We start from the raw sequence: 24,633 nt of genomic DNA, 5'->3' as shown, positions 1-24,633 counted from the left end.
TCCAAATATTCGCTTGCGTCGCCATCAGAAATTTCTTTGTCCTAAAAACCTTGGCGAATTTAAATCTACATTAATTGTAGCTCAGCTTGGCATATGTTTCGAGGTAAGAGGAAAGCGCTTCAAACTTCATATCCGTTTGCCGTTTGATCGGCGCGACACGTTTGACGACCGATTTGACGGATTTGTCACTCATTTTTTCGGGCGAGGTGTTGAGTAGCCTTCCCATTTTTTCCGCGTCGATATCATAGGCAAGGGTGACATGGTGCAACAACGCCCCCGGCCCGCCGTCTTTCGGCGAGAAGAAACGTTGCGCCGCTCCCCCTATCTTTCCCTGCTTGCAGGCGATATCGTTGGTACCACTGAAAAACGCCGGAATACCAAGGTTTTGCAGCGCATCGATCACCCATTGATCGCACAGACGGAACGATGTTTCGAGCGAAAGCGAGGCTGTAAAGCCCTTGGGCGCGTAGAGCGAGTAGGTAATGGCCTTGCCCGGTTCGATGAACATCGCACCCCCACCGGTGCTGCGGCGAACAACCTCAAAACCCTCGCGTTCCGCCGCTTTCGTGTTCACCTCGCGCTCGATCGATTGGAACCTGCCGACTACAACCGCCGGTTTGGACCAGCTCCAAAAGCGCAGTGTCGCAGGCCTAAGACCGGCGGCTACCTGCCGCGCCCATTCCTCGTCCGTCGCCATCTGTTCGGCAGGGCTACGAAGGATGTCATGCACCACCAAAGGGTGCAACGACTTCCAACGCTTTTGATGGAGTTGATGGAAAACGTCATTATTTGACGTCAATCTGTCTGGAACATCACCAACACCAACATTTGCACGAATTGAACGGCCCGTTTCGCCTGAAGAACCGTTTTTTTCTGTCCGCAAAGCTCTTTGGTAGGCGGTTGATATCGCAACATCGTCGGCACCCACCAGCTTGACCGAAGGATAACGTTGAAATACGTCTGCCAGCGGAGTACCGGCGACGAGGGCTACTGCAAGATCGGAAAGCATGGCTCTGGCAGCATCATCGTCACCCAGAACAAAAAAATCACCATCGATCGTACAAGTTACCGGCTTGCCGGCTCCGTTAACAACGACCTCGACTCCGACCAGCTTACCGCCGGGGGTCTTGTATTCGCCACGCATGAAGCCTCACCATATCAAAGCGGTGCGGAAAACGCCAGCAAAGCGTTTCCCGCACCGCATCAAAACAACAGATCGATTACGAAGTAATCTTTAAGTCCCAGACAGACGGAACCCGGCCTGCCTTATAACCTTAATTTCAACGTCCTGTTCAAAGCCGAAGCGTGACTATTCGCGCAGTTCGACACCTCTGGCGTCCCTGTGCCAAGGCGAACCGTAATTGGAGCTTAGGATGAGCACGCCTTCGATCAAACCCCAGATGAAGGCCGCGACGGGGCCAAGCCCGAAAAGAATCCATCCGACCAAAGTCAGCGCCAGTTGGCCCGCGGCTTTGCCGTAGTGACCGAGATAGAAATTGTGGACACCAAGCCATCCCAAAAAGATACCCAAGAGCCCAGCGGCCATCTTGCTTTTGGGCTGGTAACCGTAAGGCAGAGGCTGCGGCTGGCCGTACTGCGCAGCATAGGGTTGGCCTTGCGGATAGCTCTGGTTGCCGGCATACGGCTGGTTGTAGCTGCCAGACGCGTAACCATAGCCTGTCTGGGAATAAGCGGACTGGCCGTAATCCGGCTGGCCATATTGCGGCTGCTGCGGCTGACCGTAGGCTGCCTGCCCATAGTTCGGTTGCGGATTGGTTTGGGCGGCGCCGCCCTGAGTGTAGCTGGGCTGCGAGTACTGCTGGCCCTGATACTGGCCATAAGAACCGCCGTATTGGCCTTGCGGGATGTTGGAGCCTTGCGGGGTCTGGACCCCGGGCTGTCCGACTTGTGGATCTGGTGTATTGTTCATGTCCCTAATCTTAGTCCAAACGGTCGAAACCAAAATGCAAGAATACTGAAAAATGGCTGAAAATCGTAGTGCAGTTATCACTTTTGGATATAAAAATCGGGTGCTTCCGTTTGCCGGAAAGCACCCGAAACCCACGAATAGCAATATATTCAATGAGATTATTTTTTATTATCCAATATTATTTGTCATCGTCTCAAAAATCACAGACGCGCGAGGATATCCCGTCCGACTTCGGCCGTGGTGCGCTGCTTCTTCGCGTTTTCGGCGATGTCGTCCTCGACGACCTTCTCGATACGCTCGGCCGGCTCATCCATGCCAAGGTGACGCAGCAGCATCGCGGTGGAAAGAATCGTGGCGGTCGGGTTGGCGATGCCCTTGCCGGCGATGTCGGGAGCGGAACCGTGGATGGGCTCGAACATCGAGGGATACTCGTTGCTGGCGTTGATGCAGCCTGACGCCGAATAACCAACGCCTCCGACCACGGCACCGGCCTCGTCGGTGATGATGTCGCCGAAGAGGTTGTCGGTCAGGATCACGTCGAAACGGCTCGGGTCGGTGACCATGAAAATGGTGGTCGCGTCGATGTGCAGGTAGTCGTGGCTGACCTCGGGGTATTCCTCGCCAACCTTGTCAACGATGCGCTGCCACATGTCGCCGGCGTTGACCAGCACGTTCTTCTTGTGCACCAGCGTGATGTGCTTCCTGCGCTTCATCGCCAGGTCGTAAGCGTAACGCACCACGCGCTCGACGCCGTAGGCCGTGTTGGTGGAGACTTCGGTGGCCACTTCCTGCGGGGTGTTCTTGCGAATCGCGCCGCCGACGCCGCAATACATGCCTTCGGTGCCTTCACGCACGACGACGAAATCGATGTTGCCGGGGTTCTTGAGTGGCGACTCGACGCCCTTGTAAAGCTTGGACGGACGCAGGTTCACGTACTGGTCGAGATCGAAACGCAGCTTCAAAAGCAGGCCACGCTCAAGCAAGCCGGCCGGTACGGGGAGCCGGGGGTCGCCGATGGCCCCCAACAGAATGGCGTCGGTCTTCTTGATACGCTCGAGATCCTCGTCGGGCAGCACCGCCCCATCGCGCACATAACGTTGGGAGCCAAGATCGAAGTCCTCGTACTCGAAGTCGGCCACGCCTTCGGTGGCCTTCTCCATGACCTCTTGGGCCGGCGGAACGATTTCCTTGCCAATGCCGTCGCCTGGAATGACGGCAATATGATATGTTTTTTTAGTGCTCATAGCCGTGACAATAGTCGCGAACATCACACTGTCCACTATTTGGTCCGGAAAATGGACATATCAAAAGACACGTCAAAACTCGGATAAGCGACTTGCGAGGCATACCGATTCTCCGCTGCCCGCAATCCAGCCTAATCTTTGATTCCCATAGCGTTCAGGCACCATGCGTTTTCGTCACTGACTTCCTGCCACTGCTTGTAGCGACCGGAAGTGCCGCCGTGCCCGGCTTCGACCTCGACGCGCACGATGGCATCCACGCCCTGCGACTGCAGGCGGGCGATCCATTTGAGCGGTTCCACGTAGAGCACGCGGGTGTCGTTCAGCGAGGTAGTGGCGAAAATCTTCGGGTAACGCGAGGTGGGGTTCGCTCTTTGCTCGGCTGGATGGGCAGCATGGCTTGAAGTATTGTCGTCCATGCCATCATCGTTCGATGGCATAGCGTTCAGCGAACCATTATCACCGCTCGTACCGCTTCCACTTTCCGCAACGCTCTCACCCTGCCAGTGGCCAAACGGCGCGTTTTCGTAAGGCGAATACGACTTCATGTAGTCGTAAACGGTTTTGTCGTGAAGCGGGTCGCCCCACTCGTCCCATTCGGTGACCGTCAGCGGCAACGACGGGTCAAGAATCGAGGTCAGTGCATCCACAAATGGAACATCGGCTTCGATGCCCGCGTAACATTCCGGAGCCATATTCGCCACGGCGCCCATGAGCAGCCCGCCAGCCGAACCTCCGTTGGCGACGGTACGTTCAGGGTTGGCAAGCCCGGCCTGTTGCAAGGCTTTGGTGCCGTCCACAAAATCCGTAAAAGTATTACGCTTACTAAGTCTTCGACCTTGCTCATACCAAGCACGGCCCATCTCGCCGCCGCCGCGTACATGCACCACGGCATAGAGCACGCCGCGGTCGAGCATACTCACGCGAGCCACAGAAAAACCGGGGTCACTGTTGGATTCGTAGGCTCCATAACCGGTGATGAACATCGGACCAGCAGCAGAGCGCAAATCTTGATTTTCCTGATATGCAGCACCGTTTACTTCAACACGACCTTCAGAAGCATGTACACCTTGCGAGAGGAAATCGGGGCTCGCTGAATTTTCAGCGGTATTCAGCAAATCAATACGGCTCAAATGCTCACCCAGCTCCGCCATGGCCTTGCAGCAATCTGGACGCCAAACCAACGAAACCGGCACGAGCTCGCCGTCACGCACCCGCACCCAGATTCGGCGCTCGCGGTAATTCTTTGCGTCGAAACCGCCATGCACCTTCGCCCGCTTGAGCAGCTTGCTTTCACCGGTCGCCACATCAAGCTCGCGAAGCTGTCCGGGCTGCGTATAGCTCGAGAACGAATAGCGCATGCGAGGCACGTCATAGGAGGGATTGCCACCCGCCGCAATGGAGTACAGACGGTCGTTGCCATCTTCCGTTTCCGGCTTCAACTCGCGGAAACGCCACGGACGATGCGTCGAAAAGTCCTCAAGGGCGACGCTCTTTGTCATCACGGCGATATGCGGCAGACTGTCGTTGCGATAGCTCAACACCACGAAATTGCGGTACATCGCGATGCCCTCGATACCAAGCCCGCGAGCGCCTTGCAGAATTTCAGGATTATCGGGATTGCTATACGGCGTATTCACCGGTTTCCCGCTTGCACCCGGCTCCACTTCATCGCCGCATTCGCAACCATACGGCGACCCCTGCGCGACGATCACGCCCTCGCCCAACGAATAGGGCGGTTCGTGCGAGCTCAAGTCGACCACGTCCACCTCGAAATTCGGGTTCTTCGCATTGTGATAGACCAGCGCCAGCGGGATGTCGGAACCACCTTCGCCCGCACCCTCGAACCGTGCAAAACTCACGTCGTATTCGACGCCTTCCTGACGCGGAATAAACGCACGGAACTCGCCTTCCGGATTGCCGACCGGCAACATCAGCACCTCACTGGTGGTCTTGGACGAGCAGCCGATAACCACGTTGCGTTCGTCGAAGCTCAGTCCGACGCCGACCCAGAATCGTTCGTCGTCTTCACGGAAAACCTCCACGTCATCGTCAACGCTCGTGCCGACCTGATGCCGGCAAACCGCATACGGCCGCCACGAGGAATCGAGCAACGTATAAAACACCCACTTACCGTCGGGCGTGAAGCAGGCTTCCGCGATGCCTTTGAAGACTTCAGGCAGCTCGTGGCCGTCCTCGAGGCTGCGGATACGGTAATCGTAGCGTTCACTGCCGGCCGTATCGACGCCATAGAGCAGCCAGCGACCGTCCCGGGTCAGGTCGAGTCCACCCAAGCGGAAGAAATCGTGGCCCTTCGCCTCCACGTTCGGGTCGAAGACGACTTGCTCCCCCGGCATCGAGCCAGTAGCATCGGTGGCCTTGATCTGCGGTGGATCCCAGTCGTCCGGACCAGCAATCGGCAGACGACACTGCACACCATATTGCAAGCCCTCCTGCGTGCGCACGAAATACCAATAATCATCCATTCGTGTCGGCACCGACATGTCGGTCTCGTCGACACGAGACTTGAGTTCCTCAAAGAGCTTGTGCTTGAGTCCTCCAAAACCGGCCGTCTTCGCTTGGTAATAGTCGTTTTCCTCGCGCACAAGCCGTTGCAAATCCGGCGAATTCTTGTCACGCATCCATTCATAGGGATCGATAAACGTATCACCGTGTACCGTGCGCGCGTGCGGCTCGCATTTTGCGCGCGGAACGTGCAAAGCCTGCGAAGTAGGCGGAATATCAGCGGATGGAATATCATCGGCTTGCGCCGACGGTGCCGTAGCGTTCGTTTCGTCTGTCATAGACATCAAGCCTATACTCATCGAACGAACAACAATCCACGGCAAGAATCGTCACAACCAATTGAAAAAAGTTGAGCCACAAGAGTCCTTGAATGGCCATTCGTCCGATGCTGTCGCCTATCCGATTACTTCACCCCCAACGTATTGCGTAAGTATGGCAGCATCGTCTTCATGATGTTGGCCCCGGTGGTGCCGGTAAAAACCGGAACGTCGGTGACCGGCATGGGCTGCGTGGCGGTAAGCCCCGCGACCCGTCCCAAAGCGGAGGATTCGCGCGGGCTCAGCTCTCGGATGGCAATGGCCAGCACCCGTCCGGGGTAGCGCCGCGCGATGGTGGCGTAGGTCACCGGATCCTTCTGCCCGTCGTCGCCAATGAGGATGAATTTCATATCCGGGAAATCCTCCATCAGCTGCTCGGCGAACTGGAGTTTGTGCTCCACCCCGGAGGGAATGAAAGTCTTGGGACGCGGATCGAGGTCACGCAACAACAACGGCCCGGCAGGATAGCCCTGTTCAGCGATGAAATTGCGTATCGAGCTTTCGACGTTCCACGGCGAGGTCGACAGATAAAAGAACGGTGCATCCGGCATCATGTCGGCCAACCGGGTGAACAACGCGCTCATTCCCGGCACGGTGCTGCGCTTCTTGGGGTTGAGCAGGAGCAAATTATAAGCCGCTTTCACCGGGCTTGGCGCATGGGTGACCATAATGGTGTCGTCGACATCGGTGATGATGCCTACCTTCGCACCGGCGGGAACCACGAAAAGCTCGGAAGTGACTTTCCTACGGCCGGCGACCTGATAAGAGACTACGTGAATGCCTGGCGTATTGCCGCGTTCAGCCACCAAATCAAGATAGCCGGCACTGTCGGAGACCGCGTATTCAGAACTCGTTTTCCGGGAGGAATCGTAAGGGTCATAGACCTCGGAGACCCCGACCTGCACCTGATTGACCGGCACGCCGTCAATTTCGATTTTGACACGAACCCCGGCCGCAGGCACCGCAAGCATACCTCGGATGCCACGCATCAGCTCGCCGGAACGCGAGCCGCCGGGCGCCAATACTATTCGGCAGACAAGTCGGGAGTAGTCGTCTGTGCCGTAACCCGCGTAGGGCTCGACCTTCGGATACCAGCCCCACCTGCGCACCAGCCTGGTCGAAAATCGTGTCCATGCACCGAATCCCTGCGTAATCGCCTTGCGACCGCCCTGAACCCAAGGCTCACCGAACCGACGGGTCGCGCTGATGGCTTTCGGCGAATCAAATGAAGTGGAAGCGCGATGTACCTCAATTGGCACCGTCGGCATTTCGTCGGCCTGCGCCGAGTCGACGTGCTGTGTGACGCGTTTGCGTGCCATTCGTTTCCGTTCGTTCGGTGTTTGGGATGTTTGCCTTACCGTCTTTAATCGTTCAGCTCTCGACTTGCTAAACATTGATGTTAATTATCAATTATTAAGACACCAATAGTTGGCCATTCGATATTGATTAGATATTGATGCCCGATTATTCCGCGTGTTTGACCATCGCGGCATACTGGTCCGCGTCCATCAGCTCAGGTTCGTCGTCGTCCATCTCGATCTTCAAAATCCAGCCTTCGCCGTACGGATCGTTGTTGATGACCTGCGGATCGTCGGCAACCGCATGATTGACGTATTTGACGGTGCCTTCGACCGGGGAAATGAGGTTTTGCACGGTCTTCGCGCTTTCCATCTCCACAATCTCGTCGCCCGCACGCACCGGAGTGTCCGGCTCAGGCAAATCGACATAGACGATTTCGCCCATCTGCGAGGCCGCATACTCGGTCAGCCCGATGACGGCCAGCCCGTCGGCATCGTCGACCCACACATGGTCGGCGGAATACTGCAGATGGTCGGGAACGTCCAGAGAAACGGATTTGGAAGCCGCGCCGGCCATTTGGGAATCGGAGACATCGGCCTTGTCGGTCTCGTCAGTCTCGTCAAATTCATTGATATCGTTTTCGTTCATACTGCCAGATTACAGCATCGGTCACTCGTCCGTTTTGCATTTCGCGAAACCCGTCGTTTAGACCTATTGAACCGGCTTTAGCGCACCGCACCGCCGGGCTGTGCACCCACGACCTGCACCAACGTGCCTTTAGGGCAGTTGTCGTAGATCCATTGAGCGTCATTGACATTCATATTGACGCAGCCATGCGAGCCGTAGGCGGCCGGGTTGCCGGTAGCGATACCGACTGGGTTCCAATCCGCGGTATGGAAGCCCTCTCCACCGTTGAAATAGCTGACCCATCGAACGTCGGGCGAGACATAGCCAGGTCCGCGCATGGTCTGCACCGCGTAGCGTAGGTAGATGACGTAATTGCCCAAATTGGTCTCGTCACCACCAGACTTGCCGGTGCAGACGAGGAAGGACTTGACCTGCTGGTCGTTTTTGTAGACCGTCGCGGTCTGCGCGGCGCGGTCGACGACGATGCGCATCTCGGACTTGGTCTGCTTGACATCGAATTTGGTGATATCCGCCGCCTGCTGGATGGTGGCCGGCTGGCTGCTGGTCATGGCGTTGTAGACCTGATCGGCCACAGCATCGCCATCCTTGACCTTGACCCCGTTGACGCCCTTGGTCATTGTGAGCATCACCTTGCCGTTGCCGTCGACGATGTCCTGCTGACTGACCATGTCCTGATTGAGCTGCTTGGGCGTTTCGCTGTTGACATAGCCCAAGATGGCATCCTTGTCGATGCGGAGGTTGATCTGCCCTTTTTCGAGATCGGTATCAGGCTTGATCCATGACGCCAATTGCGCCACCGGCACCTCGAATTGGCTGGCATCGCCGTTGCTGATAACGATCTTGTTGGCCAAAATCTTGTTCGCCGAATCGGCTGCCGCAGCCGCGGTATTTTCCGAGACAGGGGTATCGATGGTCTTGTAGGCGACCTTGACGGACCGGGTCTCTCCGGGATCAGCAATCAAAGTGTTGATCGACTTCTTGACACCGCTCATCTCGGGGGCGCGTCCGCCGTGGCCCGCGTTGGCCACAAACGTGTTGGAATTGCCGTCAAAAGCCACGCTTGAAGGTACGGCCCGGTCGCTATCGTTCACAAAAGTCTTGGTCAGATACGTATCGATGGGCAGGTCGTCCGTCTTGGCGACGAGCTTGATGTCAGACTTGGAGAAAGGCACCACACGGCCGGCCCCATCGCCCTTGGCGGCCATGAGATTGTGCACCGTCTTATCGACGTTGACGCTCACGCCCAAATCTTTGAAATCGGCAGTCGCTTTTTTACCTTGCCCATCGCTGATGATGATCTTCGAGTTCCGAATTTCATGGTCAACGGTCTGCTTCAACTGCCCGGCATCCTGCCCGGCCACGGCCACATCGCCAAGGTGGACCCCCGGCGCTGCCTTGTCTTTATAATACCAACGCGCACCAAAGAACGAAGCCACCAACGCGAGGATGAGCACCGCAAATACCGCAGCGGTTATGATGATGGCCAGACGACGCTTCCTATGCTTCTTGGACTGCGGGTGAGCACCGATACCAAGCGCGGCAATATCGGCTTGGCTGAGTTCGCTTGTCAATGCCTCAGGCTCGTTGCCGCTGTTGTTCACGTTGTCCATTACTTCCTCCAGATACCCTTCTCAGCGTACTGAGGTACTAGGTTATCCCAGAGATATGACGTTAAGGTAGTGCAGAAAGCAAGAAACGAAGCCGTTCGCCATATAGCGAAAAAGAAAACGCCTAAACAGATAATCTCTATCTATCTAAATATTTTCCATTACAAAAGATAGGGTTTTTCGCATTACAGTTTCTGCCCGTACCATTCCTCGATCATGTAGCGCGCGACGGTTGCCTTGCCCGGTTGCTTGATCCGACCGGCGGAAAGGGCATCGGCGAATTCGTCTCTGGTAAAGAAGCGGGCATCGAGCGTTTCATGCCCGTCCACTTTGACATCGCCTCCGAGCGCCCGCGCCTTGAACGCGACCATCAGAGAGGCCGGGAAAGGCCAGGGCTGGGAGCCTAGATACTTCACCTCGCCAAGTGTCAGGCCGGTTTCTTCAGCGGCTTCGCGCTTGACGGCATGCTCCAGGTTTTCGCCGGCTTCGACGAATCCTGCGCACACCGAATAGAAGGATGGGTCATTCCACTTTTTATTATGCTGCAGCAGTAACCTGCCCTGGCCGTCGACGATTGAAGTGATCACGGCCGGTTCGATACGCGGGAAAAGCAGCGATTTGTGCGCCTCACAGCTTTCGTTGCTGCATTGCTGGGCCCATCCGGCCATCGCCGGACGAACCGGGGAGCCGCACCGCGGGCAATATTTCTGACTATTATGCCAGTTGCTCAGGGCGACGGCGGTAGTGGCCTGCCCAGCTTCGCGGGCCGAGGCGTGTGGCGCGAATCCCAAAAGCGAGACCCAATCGAAACGTTGCAACGCCCGCTCAAGCACTGGGTTCTGCAGGGAATCGCCGCCGGCACTCGCCTTCTTGGCAAAACCGGAGACGTCCAAGGCCACAACAGACTGAGGATGCTCGCTGCCAACGCCATAGCTGCCAAGGAATATCGGGATGAGACCAAGTCTATTTGCAGCTTGGTTTATGCCGTTGCCACTCGCTGGGTTATTTTCGTTTGCCGAACCCTCGTTCACGGAGGCCTCGTTCGCCCGCACCTGCAAGCCCACACCACCATTCGATTCATCTGCGAGCGCCCGCAAAACGTACTCTCCCGGCACCCCGGCCAACCGTATCTTCGCGGTTTCGTAATCGACTCGCGCCGCCTGCCCGTCGGGGACGGCCACGAGCCCGTCGCGTACGAAAACGACTGTGGTTTTCGGCTGTGCCAAGACTTCCGCGATGAGATTGGGGTCCCCTCTGCGCTCGCTCTGATAGTCAATGTCGCCTTGCGCAAGCGGCAGGAACGGCAGCACTTGAGTCAATGCCAGCGATGAAAACGAAGCAGCCATGTCAACCTCTTTAGCTTTGGGGACACATTCATTCCCATGAATTACTTGCGTCATTATATGAAATGCTATAACCGATTAGCCATTATCGCACCACAACAACCGATGCACTCTCCAACGTGCACTTTTCCGACGCCACCGTCAGAAACATGCATTCTGCCACGCCCAACTTGTACCTTTTGCACGCCAACGTCAGAAACATGCACTTTCGCAACCAGAAAGCGCATTTTTACCACGCTAGCGTCGGATAATCGCACTGTAGCCCGACTAACCTACACTTTTTGTACGCTAACGTCAGGAACATGCACTCCAGACCGACTAATTTGCATCTTTTCGACGGTAACGACGGATAAGTGCGCCTGCAGGCCAGTAATAAGAGCTCGGCTACACCCGTTCCTATACCCGCTCGACCAAGTCTAGCAAGGCATTCGCCACAGCGTCGGGACGCTCGACGGCACTGAAATGGCCGCAATCGGGAATCGCGGTGAAAGCGACAGAGGTGGAAGTCATGGCATCAGCAATCGGACGCATCTTCGCCGGAGGGCTCGAAGGATCGTTCTCTCCGCTGACAATCGCCGCAGGAGCAGTGACGCGCGCCAATTGGTCGGTGGTGTCGGCACGACCGGCGGCCATACGCTCGCGCCAGGCAAGGCCTTCCGGACGCTGATCGTGAATCCAGCCGGCAAGCAGATCCTGGAACCCCTGACCGAGCTTCACGCTCGAATCCCCCGCCTGCGGACGCGCAAAATGCATCACCGGCTCAACGGTATTGTCGCTTTCGCAGATTTGAGCAATCTTAAGCCGATTTGCACGAGCCTCAGGTCTGTCGGCCACCGTAGTGGTATCGCATAGGGCAAGTCCGGCAACGGTTTCCGGGAACAGCCGCGCAATATCCATCGCAATATAGCCGCCCATCGAAAGGCCCACCCAAATGGCTTTTTCATGGCCGGTGATATGCAGCATCGAAACGTAGGCTTCGGCCACTTTGTCCATCGCCTCGGCGTACGCGCCATCGTCGGCAATCGCCCCGGTGGCATGCGCGTCGGGAATCGAGGCGTCGCCAGCACCCGGTGTATCCGGGGCCCAAATCGGAAACGAAGCTACCCCGCGTTCGTCACCAAGTCTGATCATGCTTTTCGCACAATCGTCCCACATCCGTGCATCCACGGGGAACGCATGCAACAAAATCAGAGGAATACCTTTGCCAGAACGATAGACCTTATTATTAATACGAATATTCATCTTGCCTGTTCCGTTTATTCGCCCACGCCGGCCCACGAAAGCGCGCGACGCACAATCTGGCCGTGCCCGCCGGACATCTGGGCGATGAACGTGTCGAGTTGCTTGCTCTCCACATCGCACCATTCCACGTCGAGCGCCGGGTCGAGCGGCTTGCAATCTCCGGAAATCTGCACCACGTAGCACAGCGCGATGGCGTGCTGACGCGGGTCGTAGAACTCCGAAATACCGGGAGTCGGGAAGAATTCGGCGACGGTGAAAGGCTGCAGGCTCGCCGGCAGAATCGGCAGGGCGAGGTCGCCCAAGTCCTTGGCGATGTTGCGGGCGATAGCTTCACGGATGGTTTCATGGAAAAGGATACGGCCGGTAATCAGCGTACGTTCCACGGAACCGGTGTCGCGCACACGCAAAAGCGAGCCAACCTCGCTGACACGACCCATGTCGTCGGTACGCACCGGAACCACTTCGACGTAGACGATGGGCAGTTTGGCGCGCGCTTCGTCGATATCGTGCGGCGAAAGCCAGCCGGGAGGATTGCCGTTGCTACCGCCGCGCACAAAGTCCTCGGGCGTGATGCCATCGAATTCGCCACGATGCCGCCCCGCATCGAAATCGCCCTCGTCGGGCACTTCATCATTCAAGACTGCCATGGCTCCATTATCGGCTCTGTGGCTGACGAATGCGCGAGACGAACGGCCTTTTCGTCACTGGCTTAGCAATGTTGGGGTTTGCTGGGAGACTGAATATTACATCGTTCGTGAGGTAAAAGCCTACGGAATGGTGCAACGCACAAGCGGAAGGAGCCATAATCATGGCAACGCAGACTTTGACGGCAAAAAACTTTGAAGAGACCATCACCAACAACGACCTCGTGTTCGTTGATTTCTGGGCCACCTGGTGCGGCCCGTGCAAGGCGTTCGGCCCGGTCTATGAGAAGGCCAGCGAGGCCAACCCCGACATCGTCTTCGGCAAGGTCGACATCGACCAGAACCAGGAGCTCGCCACCGCAGCCGAAATCCAAGCCGTCCCCACGCTGATGATCGCCAAGAAGGGCCAGATTATTTTCAAACAGGCCGGTGCACTGCGCGCCTCCGATCTCGACGAGGTCATCAAGCAGGCCCGCGCCCTTGATGTCAACGCCAAGGAAGACGCCAAGGCCTGAGGTTCATCAAGTTCGTGAGGCCCACAAGATTTGTAAGGCTTATAAAGCTCGTGGGATCGCAAGATTCATAGAACTTAAGGCGAGAGCGCTTGGGTTTGCTAGATTCCCATCAAACCGGAATGATTCCCGAATAACGTTCACGTAAAGCGATATGCCGATAGCTGGCAATGTTTGGCTATCGGCATATTCATTACCCCATCGACGCAATAGCAACGTTTCAAGACGCAGTGCGCAATTCCTTTTATCAAAAATTAATAAATTCAACCCGTCTATCTAAGAGTTTTTTCGTGGCACCGCGTTATAATTATGACTGTTTTGTGATGTAGTGATGTACCCGCCGAGGCGGATTGTGATAGTTGCGGCGTTGCATCCGCGCGTGGAGTACGCGCGAAAGAGATATGAGATGAGAGTTGTACGGTGCGCCCGTTGTTCGACGCATTGAAACTGTAGGACTACTTAGGAGTATTTAAGGCAAATGGCTAAGGCTAACCACCGTAAGCAAACCAAGACCTTGAGGTCGCTGAGCAAACGCCAGTGGACGAAGATCGCGGCCGGCGTAGCAGCGGTTGTGGCATTAGTGGGCGGCAGCGTCATCGCCGTTCATTCCCATGATGCACGCCAGGATTCCCTCAATCGCGTCACTTCGTATTCGGCCACCGACGCCAACACGCTTGGCGTCTCCCGCGGCAGCGACCGTGAAGACCTTCGTGGCGGCAAGACCGGCGACACCTACGTCACCGTCAAAATCAACGGCAAGAACCGCGCCGTGGTCGGCTCTCACTTCACCGACGTCAAGTCCGTGCTCGATCAGGGCGACATCACCCTTGAGACCGGCGACGTGGTCAACCCAAGCCTCAAGACCAAGGTCAACGAATCCACCGTCATCAGCATCGAGCGCGCCAACGCGAATCTCGAAACTTCCGACTCCCCCATCGGTTTCAACGTCGTGACCAAGGAGACCTCGGATCTGCCCAAGGGCCAGCAGAAGGTTCAGTCCGAAGGCCAGGCAGGCGTGATGGAAACCACCAGCCTCGTTACCAAGGCCGGCAAGAAGACCATCTCCTCCAACGTATTCACTTCGTTCGTGAAGCAGGCTCCTGTCGACAAGGTCATCCTTGTGGGCACCGGCTCCGGCTCCACCGTTTCCAGCGATGCCGCGAACATCGGTTCCACCGTTCCTGTCGGCGAGATGCAGCAGTGGGCGCATGACTACCTGCTTTCCAACGGCGGCTCGGAAGCCGACTTCACCGCCACCGTCTACATCATCAGCCACGAATCCGGTTGGCGCGTCAACGCGCAGAATCCTTCTGGCGCCTACGGTCTGCCTCAGGCACTGCCTGGCAGCAAGATGGCAAGCGCCGGCGCGGATTGGGCCACCAACTACCAGACCCAGCTCAAGTGGTTCTGGGGTTACTGCGCACGCTACGGCGGCGTGCAGGGTGCCTATGCCCACTGGCAGACGGCTCATAGCTACTGAGTTTTACATTAGCGAAGTAGCGCAAATCTTCAGATTGAGGCTTTCGGTTACACGCCGGAAGCCTCAATTTGTATTCGGATACTACTGAAATGGGCCGTCACTATGTATGAAACACAGTGACGGCCCATTTTGACTTAGCTAGAAAGCGTCAGTCCTTGCGGAAGCCTTTCGGATTCTTGGTCTGCCAGTTGAGGGAAGAAGCGGCCATCTCGTCGATACCCAGCTCGGCCTTCCAGCCCAACTCACGCTCGGCCTTGGAGGAATCCGCGTAGCAAGCCGCGATGTCGCCGGGGCGACGGGGCTTGATAACGTACGGAATCTTGTGGCCGGCGGCCTTCTCATAAGCCTTGATGACCTCGAGAACTGAGTAGCCGTGACCAGTGCCGAGGTTGTAGGTGTAGACGCCCGGTTTCTCGATCTTGTCGATTACCGCGACGTGGCCCTTGGCAAGGTCGACGACGTGGATGTAGTCGCGCACGCCGGTGCCGTCCGGGGTCGGATAATCGTCGCCGTAAACCTGGACTTCCTTGAGCTCACCAAGCGCCACCTTGGCGATGTACGGGGTAAGATTGGCGGGAATGCCCTTCGGATCCTCGCCTAGCAGGCCGGAGGAATGGGCGCCGACTGGGTTGAAGTAACGCAACAGCACGATGGTCCACGTGTCATCGGCAACATAAACGTCACGAAGAATCTGCTCCTGGAAAAGCTTGGAGGTGCCATATGGATTGGTGGTTCCGCCAACGGGGCTCTCCTCGGTGAGCGGCAGGTGCTCGGCCGCGCCGTAGACGGTGGCGGACGAAGAGAAGATGATCTTCTTGACATTGTGGTCACGCATCGTCCTCAGCAACACCATGGTGCCGGTAAGGTTGTTGTCGTAGTACTCGATCGGCTTGGCAACGGACTCGCCCACAGCCTTGAGGCCCGCGAAGTGGATAACCCAGTCGACGTCGTTCTCCTCGAAAATGCGGTTCATGAGCTCAACGTCGCGCACGTCGCCGTCGTAACGCTTGACTTCCTTGCCGGTAATCGTCTTGACGCGGTCAAGGGCTTCCGGCACCGAATTGACGTAATTGTCGACGCTGATGACGTCGTAACCCTTGTTCAGCAGCTCCACATCGGTGTGCGTGCCGATATATCCGGCTCCCCCGGTAACCAACACAGTTGTCATTTTGTGCTCCTTCATTGTGCCGTAACCTAACAAAACATAACATTAGCACACAAGAGCTACCAAAAACAACCCGACACGGGGTTTGTAACCGTATCCTATGCTCATTCCCACGACTAATTGGATTCATCTATACGGACTACATCCGCCAGCAAATTACAACAGACATTACTAGAACACGGAACATATTAAAACTAATGAAAATGTCGACAGAACGTCGCCGAATCACATTCCCCCACTAGATCATCGTGACGCACATATTTTATGGAAGCCCTGTACGCTTCATCAAAATAAACCATTTTTACCTTCATACTAAAACATTAGGTAGTATCCGAGTAAATTCGAAAAAATTACTAAAGAACAAACCTAAAAAATAAATCAAATAGCATGTGTTCGATTGAACTCCTAGCTAGTTCATAGACAGAATTGAAAATCCCTAGGACATTATCCGGTATCGGAACCGATAATATTGAGAGATTATGGGACGCAGATAGCTTAACGAAATGCACATGCACGCTCTTTACAATTTGGAGTATTCACCAAGACGTCGTACAAAAAATAAGCAATAACTTTTCCACACACTTAATTAGCCTACTAATAAATATGATTGTGCTGCCGTTCCAAGACTGTTACTTGGAGCGGCAGCACAATCCATAAAACATCAATTACCATCTACTCCTGAGTCCAGCCTGGGCCGATATGAGATTCCTGGTGGCCAAATCAATCTGATACGAAGTAGCTTTGCCATAAAGTGCCCAGTTGGCGTACGACAACGACTTCGAGAACACATTCCACGAAGCCGAAGTATAATTCCAAGACCGAAGCTTCTTCGCACTATTGACTTGAGACCACAACGCACTCCTGCTGTAAACCCGCTTCCTAAGTCCAGCTCTACCCGATATAAGGTTCTTCATGGCCAAATTAACCTGATACTGAGTGGAGTTATTGGCATAGAGCGCCCACTTGGCATACGATAATGCCTTAGCGAACACTTTCCACGAGCCTACCGTATAATTCCCAGACCGAAGCCACTTCGCATCATTAACCTGAGCCCACAACGCACTCTTGTTAATCCTCTTTCTGAGTCCAGCCTTGCCCCCAATAAGGTTTTTTGTAGCCAAATTAATCTGATACTGAGTAGCGGTATTGCTGTAAAGCGCCCACTTGGCATATGCTAATGCCTTAGCGAACACGTTCCACGAACCCACCGTATAATTTCTATACTGAAGCCACTTCGCACTATTAACCTGAGCCCACAACTTGCTCTTATTTAGTACTTGAATGGTATATGGCTGAGTGATTTTACCAGAAAAACTACCCCGATTATCATACCCTTTTAATGGCACATCCCCAGAAAAATTGAACGAAACTTGTCCGGCTACATAAGGACGAGGCCATGTCACAATCCCAGTTGGAGGATCGTAAATTCCGGTATCCGGATCCATACCATATGAAGTTGGCATCACCGGTGTTCCGTTGATATTTGTCGCACTTCGCACCTGAATACTCGAATTCACGCCAACACTTGGCAAAGTTATATTCTGCGAATCCATATTCATTCTTTTCAAGGCCCAAAGGTTATTTAAACCGCTGATATCACGAATATGATTCTCACTTGCATTAATCTCTGCAAGATTGTTAAAAATTGCAAGATGAGTAATGTCGGACAAATTATTCTCATCTAAGTTTATTTTCTGTAGATTAGGCAAATTATTCAGATTATTTATATTTGAGAGAGCATTATTATTTAATCTCAAGTCGGTTAAATTGAACAGACCACTCAACTTACTGACATTCGAAAGATGATTATAGCCTAATTCCAATATCCTTAGATTATTCATTCCTGCAAGATTTTTTACTGTCCACAATCCACAATTCCATAGATGTAATTCCGTCAAGTTGGGAAGTTGATGAATGAGATTAAAATTAACGATATTTTTATCATAATCTAAATTGAGTGTTTGAAGATTGACAAGCCGCTGGATACCTTCAAGATTCAACGTGTCATAATCTCGTGTACTTAGATCGGTAACCCTATTAATAACATCTTGAGTAAAGGTATTATTAATATTGCCTCCAGCAGCGTTATACGCTACATCCATTGCCAAATTCCTATCCGGGAAGCATTGGCTGATACTGCTTCTGTTTACAATACAAGATGGGCTTGCATTGGCAACACTTGGCGTTATAGCTGAAGCTCCTACAGTTATAGCGATTAAAGCAGTCAATACAGATCGAATGCCTTTTTTGTTTTTCACCATTGAAATCCCCATCTCTATACTCATGAACCGCTCTAAATAAACAAATTATCTTTATTGTTGCGTAAAAAGCACAAAGAATAACGCATTACTTATAAAGATAGCTCTCTCATTAGACTAAAAATAGATAAAATCCAAAGTGATGACCATCAATACTCTATAGATACATTTTCTACTTCAGGCAGTATCAATCCAACTAGTGCTATCGCCCAACCGCTTTGCGATACACACTCAAAGTTCCATCCACGATTTTTTGCCAATCGTATTTACTCGCAATGTAGTCACCGGCACCCCCTTGATATCGAGAAACCATTTCCGGGCTATCTATCAGCGTCTCCAACTTTTGCTCAAGATCTTCAACCGACCCATGTTTGAAGAGTACGGCATGGTCTCCTACGGCATCGGTGCAGCCGGGTATATCGGACACGAGACAACAGTTGCCATAACTCATCGCTTCCAACAAGCTCATTGGCATACCCTCAACATCGCTGGGAAGAACGTATACATACGCGTTGCTATAGAGCTCTTCCAAGACCTCGCCATACACAAAATCCGTGATGATGACACGATTGTCCTTTTGCGCGAGCTCCTTAATCTTCTGAAAATAATCTCCGGAATCCGAGGAACCTCCAGCGATTACCAATTTCAACGACGTTTTGATATTCCTGAACGCTTCAAGGAGATAATGAATTCCCTTTTCAGGAACGATACGACCAAGGTAGAGAATATAGGAATTCTTCTCCAATCCAAAGGAATTGACTATACTGTTTGCTTTCTTGGAAACTCCTTTGCGAATCCCATTGGGAATCAAGTGAGTGGAACGACCGTAACGCTCAATGAAATATCGCTTTGTGTCTTTGTTAAGTACGATGATTTCATCCGCATACCGCGCGGTCATTTTTTCACCAAATTTAATGTAGCTGCTCGCGAGGGCATTCCACTTGGCTCTTTGCCAGTCAAGGCCATGAATGGTAACTACCGTTGGCACTCCAGCGAGTTTCGCCAAAGGAACCATGGCACTCGGCCCTTCAGCATGGAAATGAATCACGTCCGGCCTGGCCTTTATCGCTTTCAACGTAGCAAAAAATGATGAGCTCAGCGCAGCCAAACCCTTAAGATTTAAGGTTGGCACCGACACAATATGCAAGTTGTTCTCGTTCAAGATTGTGCCATCTTGGCAATTGTCGAAACCACGTCCTGCAACATTGTGCCCGCGCCTGTTGTAAACCGTCACATCCTGGCCAAGTTGCGCCATGCGGGCGGCAAGCTCGGTAACCACGACTTCAACCCCTCCTTCTCTGGAGGGAATCCGCTTGTGCCCGATATACGCGATTTTCACTTTAAACCTCTATTGCCGCACTCAACGATTAACACACATCCGACTATTATACAAACAGGACCGGTGCTCGACAAACTACTTGTTGTTGACAAGTTACTTTATACTGATTGTGTCACAATTAACAGGCGAGGAGCAGAGAAATGGCACCACAGACAATGAAGCAGACTCTTATTTCTGTGGTAGTTCCGGTATATAACGTTCATTCCTTCCTGACGAAATGTGTTGACAGCATACTGATACAAAGCTATAAAAATCTCGAGATCATTCTAGTCGACGATGGTTCTACTGACGGTTCAGCAGAAGAATGCGATGCACTGCAAAAAAAAGACGACCGCATCAAGGTAGTCCATAAACAAAATGGCGGGCTTGCTTCGGCGAGAAATGCTGGAATTAATATCGCGCATGGAGAGTACATAGGTTTTATTGACAGCGACGACTGGATTGAACCTGATATGTATGAATCACTCCTGAATACAATCTTCGAAACAAAGTGCCGACTGGCAGTCTGCCGAATGCAGTATGTGTACGACAATGGAAACGTGAAAACTCGAAGCAAATTGGATGCAGCGGCACCGGCAAGTACAATATTCAATTTCGATCAGGCAATCACCGAAATGAACTCATATCGTCTGTTCGACATGAGTGCATGTACTAAATTATTCGATATTTCTTTGTTCGACAACATACGTTTCCCCGACGGCAAGCTTAGCGAGGATTTTTTCGTGATGCCGTTTTTATTTGAACTTGCGAAACATATAGCATTCATAGACCAACCTTTCTACAACTATTTCCAGCGAGTCAACAGCATCAGCAAAAGCAAGAAGATCAATTTTGACTTTGAAGAAGCCGCAAAGCAACAGATGGATTTCCTTGACGCCAAATACCCAGAGTTAAAAGTCGTGGGACATGCGGCTTATGCTTCATCGGTTTTAACGGTATACAACCAGTTTGTTGAAAATCATATGTACTGTGACAGCAATACTCTGAAACATTTCAAGACCGCGGTACGAGAAAACAAAAAATATATACATGATGCTGATTTCTGGTCAGTAATGAAGAAAAGCCAATTCACCATTTTCCTTGCCAGTTCATGGCTTTATAGAATATCGATTCGGCTATACCATACTCTTAGAAAAGCATAAATAGTAAGACAAAACTTCATCTCATTGGTATGTCTACTAATCTAGTAATAGCGAATACAGAACGTAAATCATCGGCGAGGGAATAGTATGAAAAATAAAAGTAAGACAAACGGCAATTTGTCTTTGGCTTCGATAGGACTAATTATCACCGCGATACTTTTTCTGTTCGCAACCGAAACCGCTATGGGAAAAGCCCATGACAATATACGTTATTACTCTCTTATTTTATTTACCGTCGCCGGATATATCGAACTTTTCTGTCGTTACAGAGCCCATCGTGCCAAATTCCAGAATTACGGAATGACAATCCTGGTGATCCCAATATTCTGTGTTTTTGTTTTTATTTTGGACTGCATACAATCTTATAAAGTTGGCGTCCCTTTCACCAAACGAATCTATGTGCAAATCGCTTTGTTACTTATGCCTGCACTCTATAGCTACGTACTCATAAATCTAATATCGCTTCCAGAGCTTGAATTCGTATTTACCATACTGTTGTGGATAGGTATCTTCTTTTATATATTCGTCGAAGGAACTGGAATATCACGCTTCTTTGTTCTACAAAACTATTTGTTGTATTTCGACAATGGAGACACTCAATTGGAAAGTCACAATAATTTCTTTCCAATCTTATTCTATTTTCTAAATTATTGCAGATATTCAGACACTGCTCGAAAGCACAAAACTTATTACAACACGTGCTGGATTCTCAGCTTCGTCTTCGTTTTATTCGCTCATAAGCGCTTATCAATGCTTTTCGCATTGTTCCTCATGCTGCTGAATGTCTGCGTAAAACTCAGAAGGACAATTCCGCGATATATTCCATTCCTTACTGCGCTTGTTTTTCCGATTGTTACTTATTTTTATACAGCATTTGTCAAGGGAGAGTTGTTTACAAACAAAATAAGCAAAGCCAGTCTCTACAAATTTACAACAGGGAGAGAATACATTCTCTCGCTTTGGAAAAACAAACATTATCTTTCATACGGCTATGGAAGCAGCTATGATCTTATCGGCCGTTATCTTGAAATGGATCTCGTGGAGATGTATATGGAAATCGGCATCATAGCTGTACTCGCGTTTGCATTATGCTATTTCGCCATCGTTCGCAAGAGCTTCTATGCTTATCTACTGATGACCTACGAATTCCTAGGAATGCTTACTTCTTCCAGTATTCCAAACCCTCTTTCTTGGACTCTGGTACTACTGACGATAGCGTGCTTCGCATCTGACAAACAAAGCGATGAAGAAACATTCACTGACAATCACCGACTATCACTTAGACATCATAAATCAATAGTGAAAGCACAGTAATTCGCCAAGTGGCAGACTGAAATCCAGTCTGCCACTTTTTCACAGTTCCAAAATACCTATGAATGGACGCTGATGACCTCATTTAGCGATTTTCTACGAGATACAGGGTGGGAATCAACTTTGAGTTTGTGACCCACCGCGATAAACATAATCAAAGCGTCATCATCTGGCAGTTGGAGCAAATCTCTGATTTTCGATTCCTGCTTTCTGCCAAACATTGTATTAAGCGGGCACGCACCCAAATCTTCGGCTTCCAAAGCCCCGAGTAAAGCCATGGAATATACACCACCATCGATGTACGCTTCATGTAATTCAGTAGGATTCAACATCGTTGACATCTTTGAAATCACAAGAAGCAATACTGGTGGATCCGCATATCCTAACATACCTCCCTGCACTTGCAATAATTCATGAATCAGCGCGGTATTCGTGATGATATGAAGTCTTGCCGGCTGCCGGTTACAGACAGACGGCGCTTTCAAGGCCAATTCTCCCGCTCTTTTAACGGCATCGATATTTACAGGCTCATCCGAATAGTCCCTTATGCTGCATCTCGAAGTAATCACATCAGCATATGAGCCGTTACCACCAATATGAAGTTGAGTCGCTTCTCGTCGCGCCCCGGCTCTGGACGAATCTGCTGCAGCTATCTGCTCAGCAAATAAAGTCGTCGAAGAAACAAAGAAATCCGGCAAAGGCTTATTCAAGGATTCGTGTTTTTGCTGATAAGCCTTAAGCACAGCGAGCGCCTCGACATAGCCGAATGCTTCATTCGGATAGCCATTTTTTTGCCATCGATTCATTATCTCGGTTAGATTCAAAACGGCTTTTTTACCAAATCCAGGGCGAAAATCAAGATGGCTCAGACCTTTTTCCAAAGAATGAGCGTTGAAGATCAAACGGGCCTCAAGCTGGCTCTGTCCATTATTGCTGGGGAATGCGGCATTTCGCACAAAACGACGATAAAAACCGAGACCATAGCGTAAAACATCTAAATCATATCGAAGAGTTTTCGCTTTATTGATTAAAGTAGGAGACATTGCTGATTTAAATGCATTCTTGACTGTCATGGTATATTCCTCTCAATGAATATTATAGAATTTCGATGTTCTTATTCTAAGCTTTCATCTCGTGCTTCCTCAGCAACTTGGATTTTTCCTGTGATGTCATAATAAACAGCCAAATCGCCACAACATAAATGAAAACATATAAAAATCCATTAACCAAAAATCCAGTCAATCCAGACAATCGCGTGAGATGAGCGAATAGCTCGCAAATCGACAGAGTAGCAATCCCAACCCCCATCGACGGCAGCATTTTCTTCCAAAAATACACCATATTAAGACCGATTCTGAACTGATAATACCAATTCATGAACAATCCGGTACCAAGCACAATGCTGACTACGTATCCCCATGTCGTCGCCCAATATCCGTATTTGGGAATAAGTACAACGCTGATTACCACGTCTATTACCGAAGTAAGAATATAAATACAACTACGAACTTTATGCTTGTTTTTAGCCCGTTGAATTTCGATTCCTGTGTTTTGAGTCAAAGGAATCATAACTGGTAATGTCATAATCAAAATCATCCAATATGCATCATCGAAACTCGGCCCAGCCCAAACACGAATAAAATAACGACCGACAAGCACAAAACCGCCATAGAGCAGGCAGAACAATATCATCTGATATCGCCCTACTTTTGTCATAAGATGTGTCAAATCCTCATTATCATCTTTCGTGACCACCATATTATTGATTTTGGGAATGAAAACATTCGACATCGTTGTAGACATCATAAAAAATATGTTGCGAATCTGTATAGCGACCGAAAAAACAGCAACAACCTTAGCGCTGGCCATAGCTCCAAGAAGGAAATTGGGAACATTGTTATTTACCATGTCGAACAACTGATTCAAGAAAATCCAAAAGCTAAAGATAGCGATACTCTTAAAAAGCGGGACATCGAAGGAATGAAAATCAAATTTCATGCCGAGTTTCCGGCATGCATAATTGATATTGAGAATCAACAAGATTGTTGTCATGATGGCTTGGGCAAGTGCTACGCCTACCGCACCGAAGCCCAAAAACAAGCCGGATACAGCTAAAACCGGAACAGCAAGTGTTGTGAACAGCTGTCGAGTCTGCTGAAAAATGAATTGCTCATGCACCATAATGTAAGAATCAAACACAGTACCCGGAAATGTGATTGCCACATTAAAAATGAGAATGCCAATAAGCGTTTTTGCGAGGCCACGCTCATGAGCATTCAATCCCTTCGAAAAGAGAAGGTTGACATTTGCGAATAAAACAAGACCACAAATCAGGCATAGAACGGCCATAACCATAAATATGGTTAGGTACATTCCGTTGAGCTTCCGTATTTCAGATTCCTGATGTTTGGCTTTCCGTTGTGAATAAAATCTAACATAGGCGGAATCGAATCCCATAGACAACACCGACAACGCCATTACCACGGAATTAGTCATCTGAAAGACACCGTAGTCCCCTTGACCCAGCATGCGAATCAATATGGGGGTATATATCAGATTGACCACATTCTTGGTGATGACGTTGACATAACCAAGGGTCGCTCCCATCGCCCTTTGCACAGACACGTCA

19 protein-coding genes are annotated in these 24,633 nt (G+C 51.4%); 4 read left to right on the top strand and 15 right to left on the bottom strand.

Translation table 11 applies throughout. The features are described 5' to 3' along the window. Positions 1 to 70: 70 nt before the first annotated feature. The 10 genes from OZX62_RS01995 to OZX62_RS01950 form a co-directional block, all read right to left on the bottom strand. Positions 71 to 1,144, bottom strand: coding sequence for a lipoate--protein ligase family protein (locus tag OZX62_RS01995; protein ID WP_277176382.1), 1,074 nt, complete (start codon positions 1,142 to 1,144; stop codon positions 71 to 73). Between the two features lie 165 nt (positions 1,145 to 1,309). Further along, on the bottom strand, positions 1,310 to 1,930 hold the full coding sequence (locus tag OZX62_RS01990) for an NINE protein (RefSeq protein WP_277176381.1): 621 nt from the start codon (positions 1,928 to 1,930) through the stop codon (positions 1,310 to 1,312). Positions 1,931 to 2,130: 200 nt separating this feature from the next. Beyond that, a complete protein-coding gene (locus tag OZX62_RS01985; protein ID WP_277176380.1) occupies positions 2,131 to 3,174 on the bottom strand; it encodes a 3-isopropylmalate dehydrogenase in 1,044 nt (347 codons plus the stop codon). A 131-nt stretch (positions 3,175 to 3,305) separates the two neighbouring features. Then, on the bottom strand, positions 3,306 to 5,975 hold the full coding sequence (locus tag OZX62_RS01980) for a S9 family peptidase (RefSeq protein WP_277176379.1): 2,670 nt from the start codon (positions 5,973 to 5,975) through the stop codon (positions 3,306 to 3,308). A gap of 125 nt (positions 5,976 to 6,100) precedes the next feature. Then, complete coding sequence (locus OZX62_RS01975) at positions 6,101 to 7,333, bottom strand: phosphatase domain-containing protein (protein ID WP_277176378.1); 1,233 nt, start codon at positions 7,331 to 7,333, stop codon at positions 6,101 to 6,103. A gap of 145 nt (positions 7,334 to 7,478) precedes the next feature. Next, positions 7,479 to 7,889: a glycine cleavage system protein GcvH gene (gcvH, locus tag OZX62_RS01970; protein ID WP_277176995.1), complete on the bottom strand. Its 411-nt coding sequence runs from the start codon at positions 7,887 to 7,889 to the stop codon at positions 7,479 to 7,481. Between the two features lie 149 nt (positions 7,890 to 8,038). Further along, positions 8,039 to 9,571: a L,D-transpeptidase gene (locus OZX62_RS01965; protein WP_277176377.1), complete on the bottom strand. Its 1,533-nt coding sequence runs from the start codon at positions 9,569 to 9,571 to the stop codon at positions 8,039 to 8,041. A gap of 182 nt (positions 9,572 to 9,753) precedes the next feature. Continuing rightward, complete coding sequence (nudC, locus tag OZX62_RS01960; protein ID WP_277176376.1) at positions 9,754 to 10,914, bottom strand: NAD(+) diphosphatase; 1,161 nt, start codon at positions 10,912 to 10,914, stop codon at positions 9,754 to 9,756. 393 nt (positions 10,915 to 11,307) lie between these two features. Further along, positions 11,308 to 12,153 (bottom strand): alpha/beta hydrolase, encoded by an 846-nt coding sequence (locus tag OZX62_RS01955; RefSeq protein ID WP_277176375.1) that lies wholly within the window; start codon positions 12,151 to 12,153, stop codon positions 11,308 to 11,310. Positions 12,154 to 12,167: 14 nt separating this feature from the next. Continuing rightward, positions 12,168 to 12,800, bottom strand: coding sequence for an NUDIX hydrolase family protein (locus tag OZX62_RS01950; RefSeq protein ID WP_277158738.1), 633 nt, complete (start codon positions 12,798 to 12,800; stop codon positions 12,168 to 12,170). 161 nt (positions 12,801 to 12,961) lie between these two features. Between OZX62_RS01950 and trxA the strand changes: the two genes are divergently transcribed. Together trxA and OZX62_RS01940 are read left to right on the top strand one after the other, a co-directional pair. Beyond that, a complete protein-coding gene (gene trxA, locus OZX62_RS01945) occupies positions 12,962 to 13,312 on the top strand; it encodes a thioredoxin (protein ID WP_277176374.1) in 351 nt (116 codons plus the stop codon). 475 nt (positions 13,313 to 13,787) lie between these two features. Next, the gene (locus tag OZX62_RS01940) at positions 13,788 to 14,789 is read left to right on the top strand and encodes a G5 domain-containing protein (protein WP_277176373.1); all 1,002 of its coding nucleotides are present in this window, start codon (positions 13,788 to 13,790) and stop codon (positions 14,787 to 14,789) included. Between the two features lie 148 nt (positions 14,790 to 14,937). On the opposite strand, the gene galE is transcribed toward OZX62_RS01940, so the two are convergent. The 3 genes from galE to OZX62_RS01925 form a co-directional block, all read right to left on the bottom strand. Continuing rightward, on the bottom strand, positions 14,938 to 15,957 hold the full coding sequence (gene galE, locus OZX62_RS01935) for a UDP-glucose 4-epimerase GalE (protein WP_277176372.1): 1,020 nt from the start codon (positions 15,955 to 15,957) through the stop codon (positions 14,938 to 14,940). Between the two features lie 662 nt (positions 15,958 to 16,619). Then, positions 16,620 to 18,215, bottom strand: coding sequence for an Ig-like domain-containing protein (locus tag OZX62_RS01930; protein WP_277176371.1), 1,596 nt, complete (start codon positions 18,213 to 18,215; stop codon positions 16,620 to 16,622). Positions 18,216 to 18,414: 199 nt separating this feature from the next. Continuing rightward, positions 18,415 to 19,551, bottom strand: a complete 1,137-nt coding sequence (locus tag OZX62_RS01925) for a glycosyltransferase family 4 protein (protein WP_277176370.1) — start codon at positions 19,549 to 19,551, stop codon at positions 18,415 to 18,417. Between the two features lie 140 nt (positions 19,552 to 19,691). Here OZX62_RS01925 and OZX62_RS01920 point away from each other — a divergent pair, with 140 nt between their 5' ends. Beyond that, positions 19,692 to 20,693, top strand: a complete 1,002-nt coding sequence (locus tag OZX62_RS01920; RefSeq protein WP_277176368.1) for a glycosyltransferase — start codon at positions 19,692 to 19,694, stop codon at positions 20,691 to 20,693. A 750-nt stretch (positions 20,694 to 21,443) separates the two neighbouring features. Further along, on the top strand, positions 21,444 to 22,007 hold the full coding sequence (locus OZX62_RS01915) for a hypothetical protein (protein ID WP_277176367.1): 564 nt from the start codon (positions 21,444 to 21,446) through the stop codon (positions 22,005 to 22,007). Positions 22,008 to 22,063: 56 nt separating this feature from the next. Here OZX62_RS01915 and OZX62_RS01910 read toward each other — a convergent pair whose 3' ends face one another. Both OZX62_RS01910 and OZX62_RS01905 read right to left on the bottom strand, forming a co-directional pair. After that, on the bottom strand, positions 22,064 to 23,077 hold the full coding sequence (locus tag OZX62_RS01910) for a nitroreductase family protein (RefSeq protein ID WP_277176366.1): 1,014 nt from the start codon (positions 23,075 to 23,077) through the stop codon (positions 22,064 to 22,066). Positions 23,078 to 23,123: 46 nt separating this feature from the next. Then, on the bottom strand, positions 23,124 to 24,611 hold the full coding sequence (locus tag OZX62_RS01905) for an oligosaccharide flippase family protein (protein WP_277176365.1): 1,488 nt from the start codon (positions 24,609 to 24,611) through the stop codon (positions 23,124 to 23,126). Between the last annotated feature and the right edge of the window lie 22 nt (positions 24,612 to 24,633).

Origin of the sequence: Bifidobacterium sp. ESL0690, assembly GCF_029392315.1 — a bacterium.
GTDB lineage: Bacteria > Actinomycetota > Actinomycetes > Actinomycetales > Bifidobacteriaceae > Bifidobacterium.
This window is presented reverse-complemented; position numbering and strand designations above follow the sequence as displayed.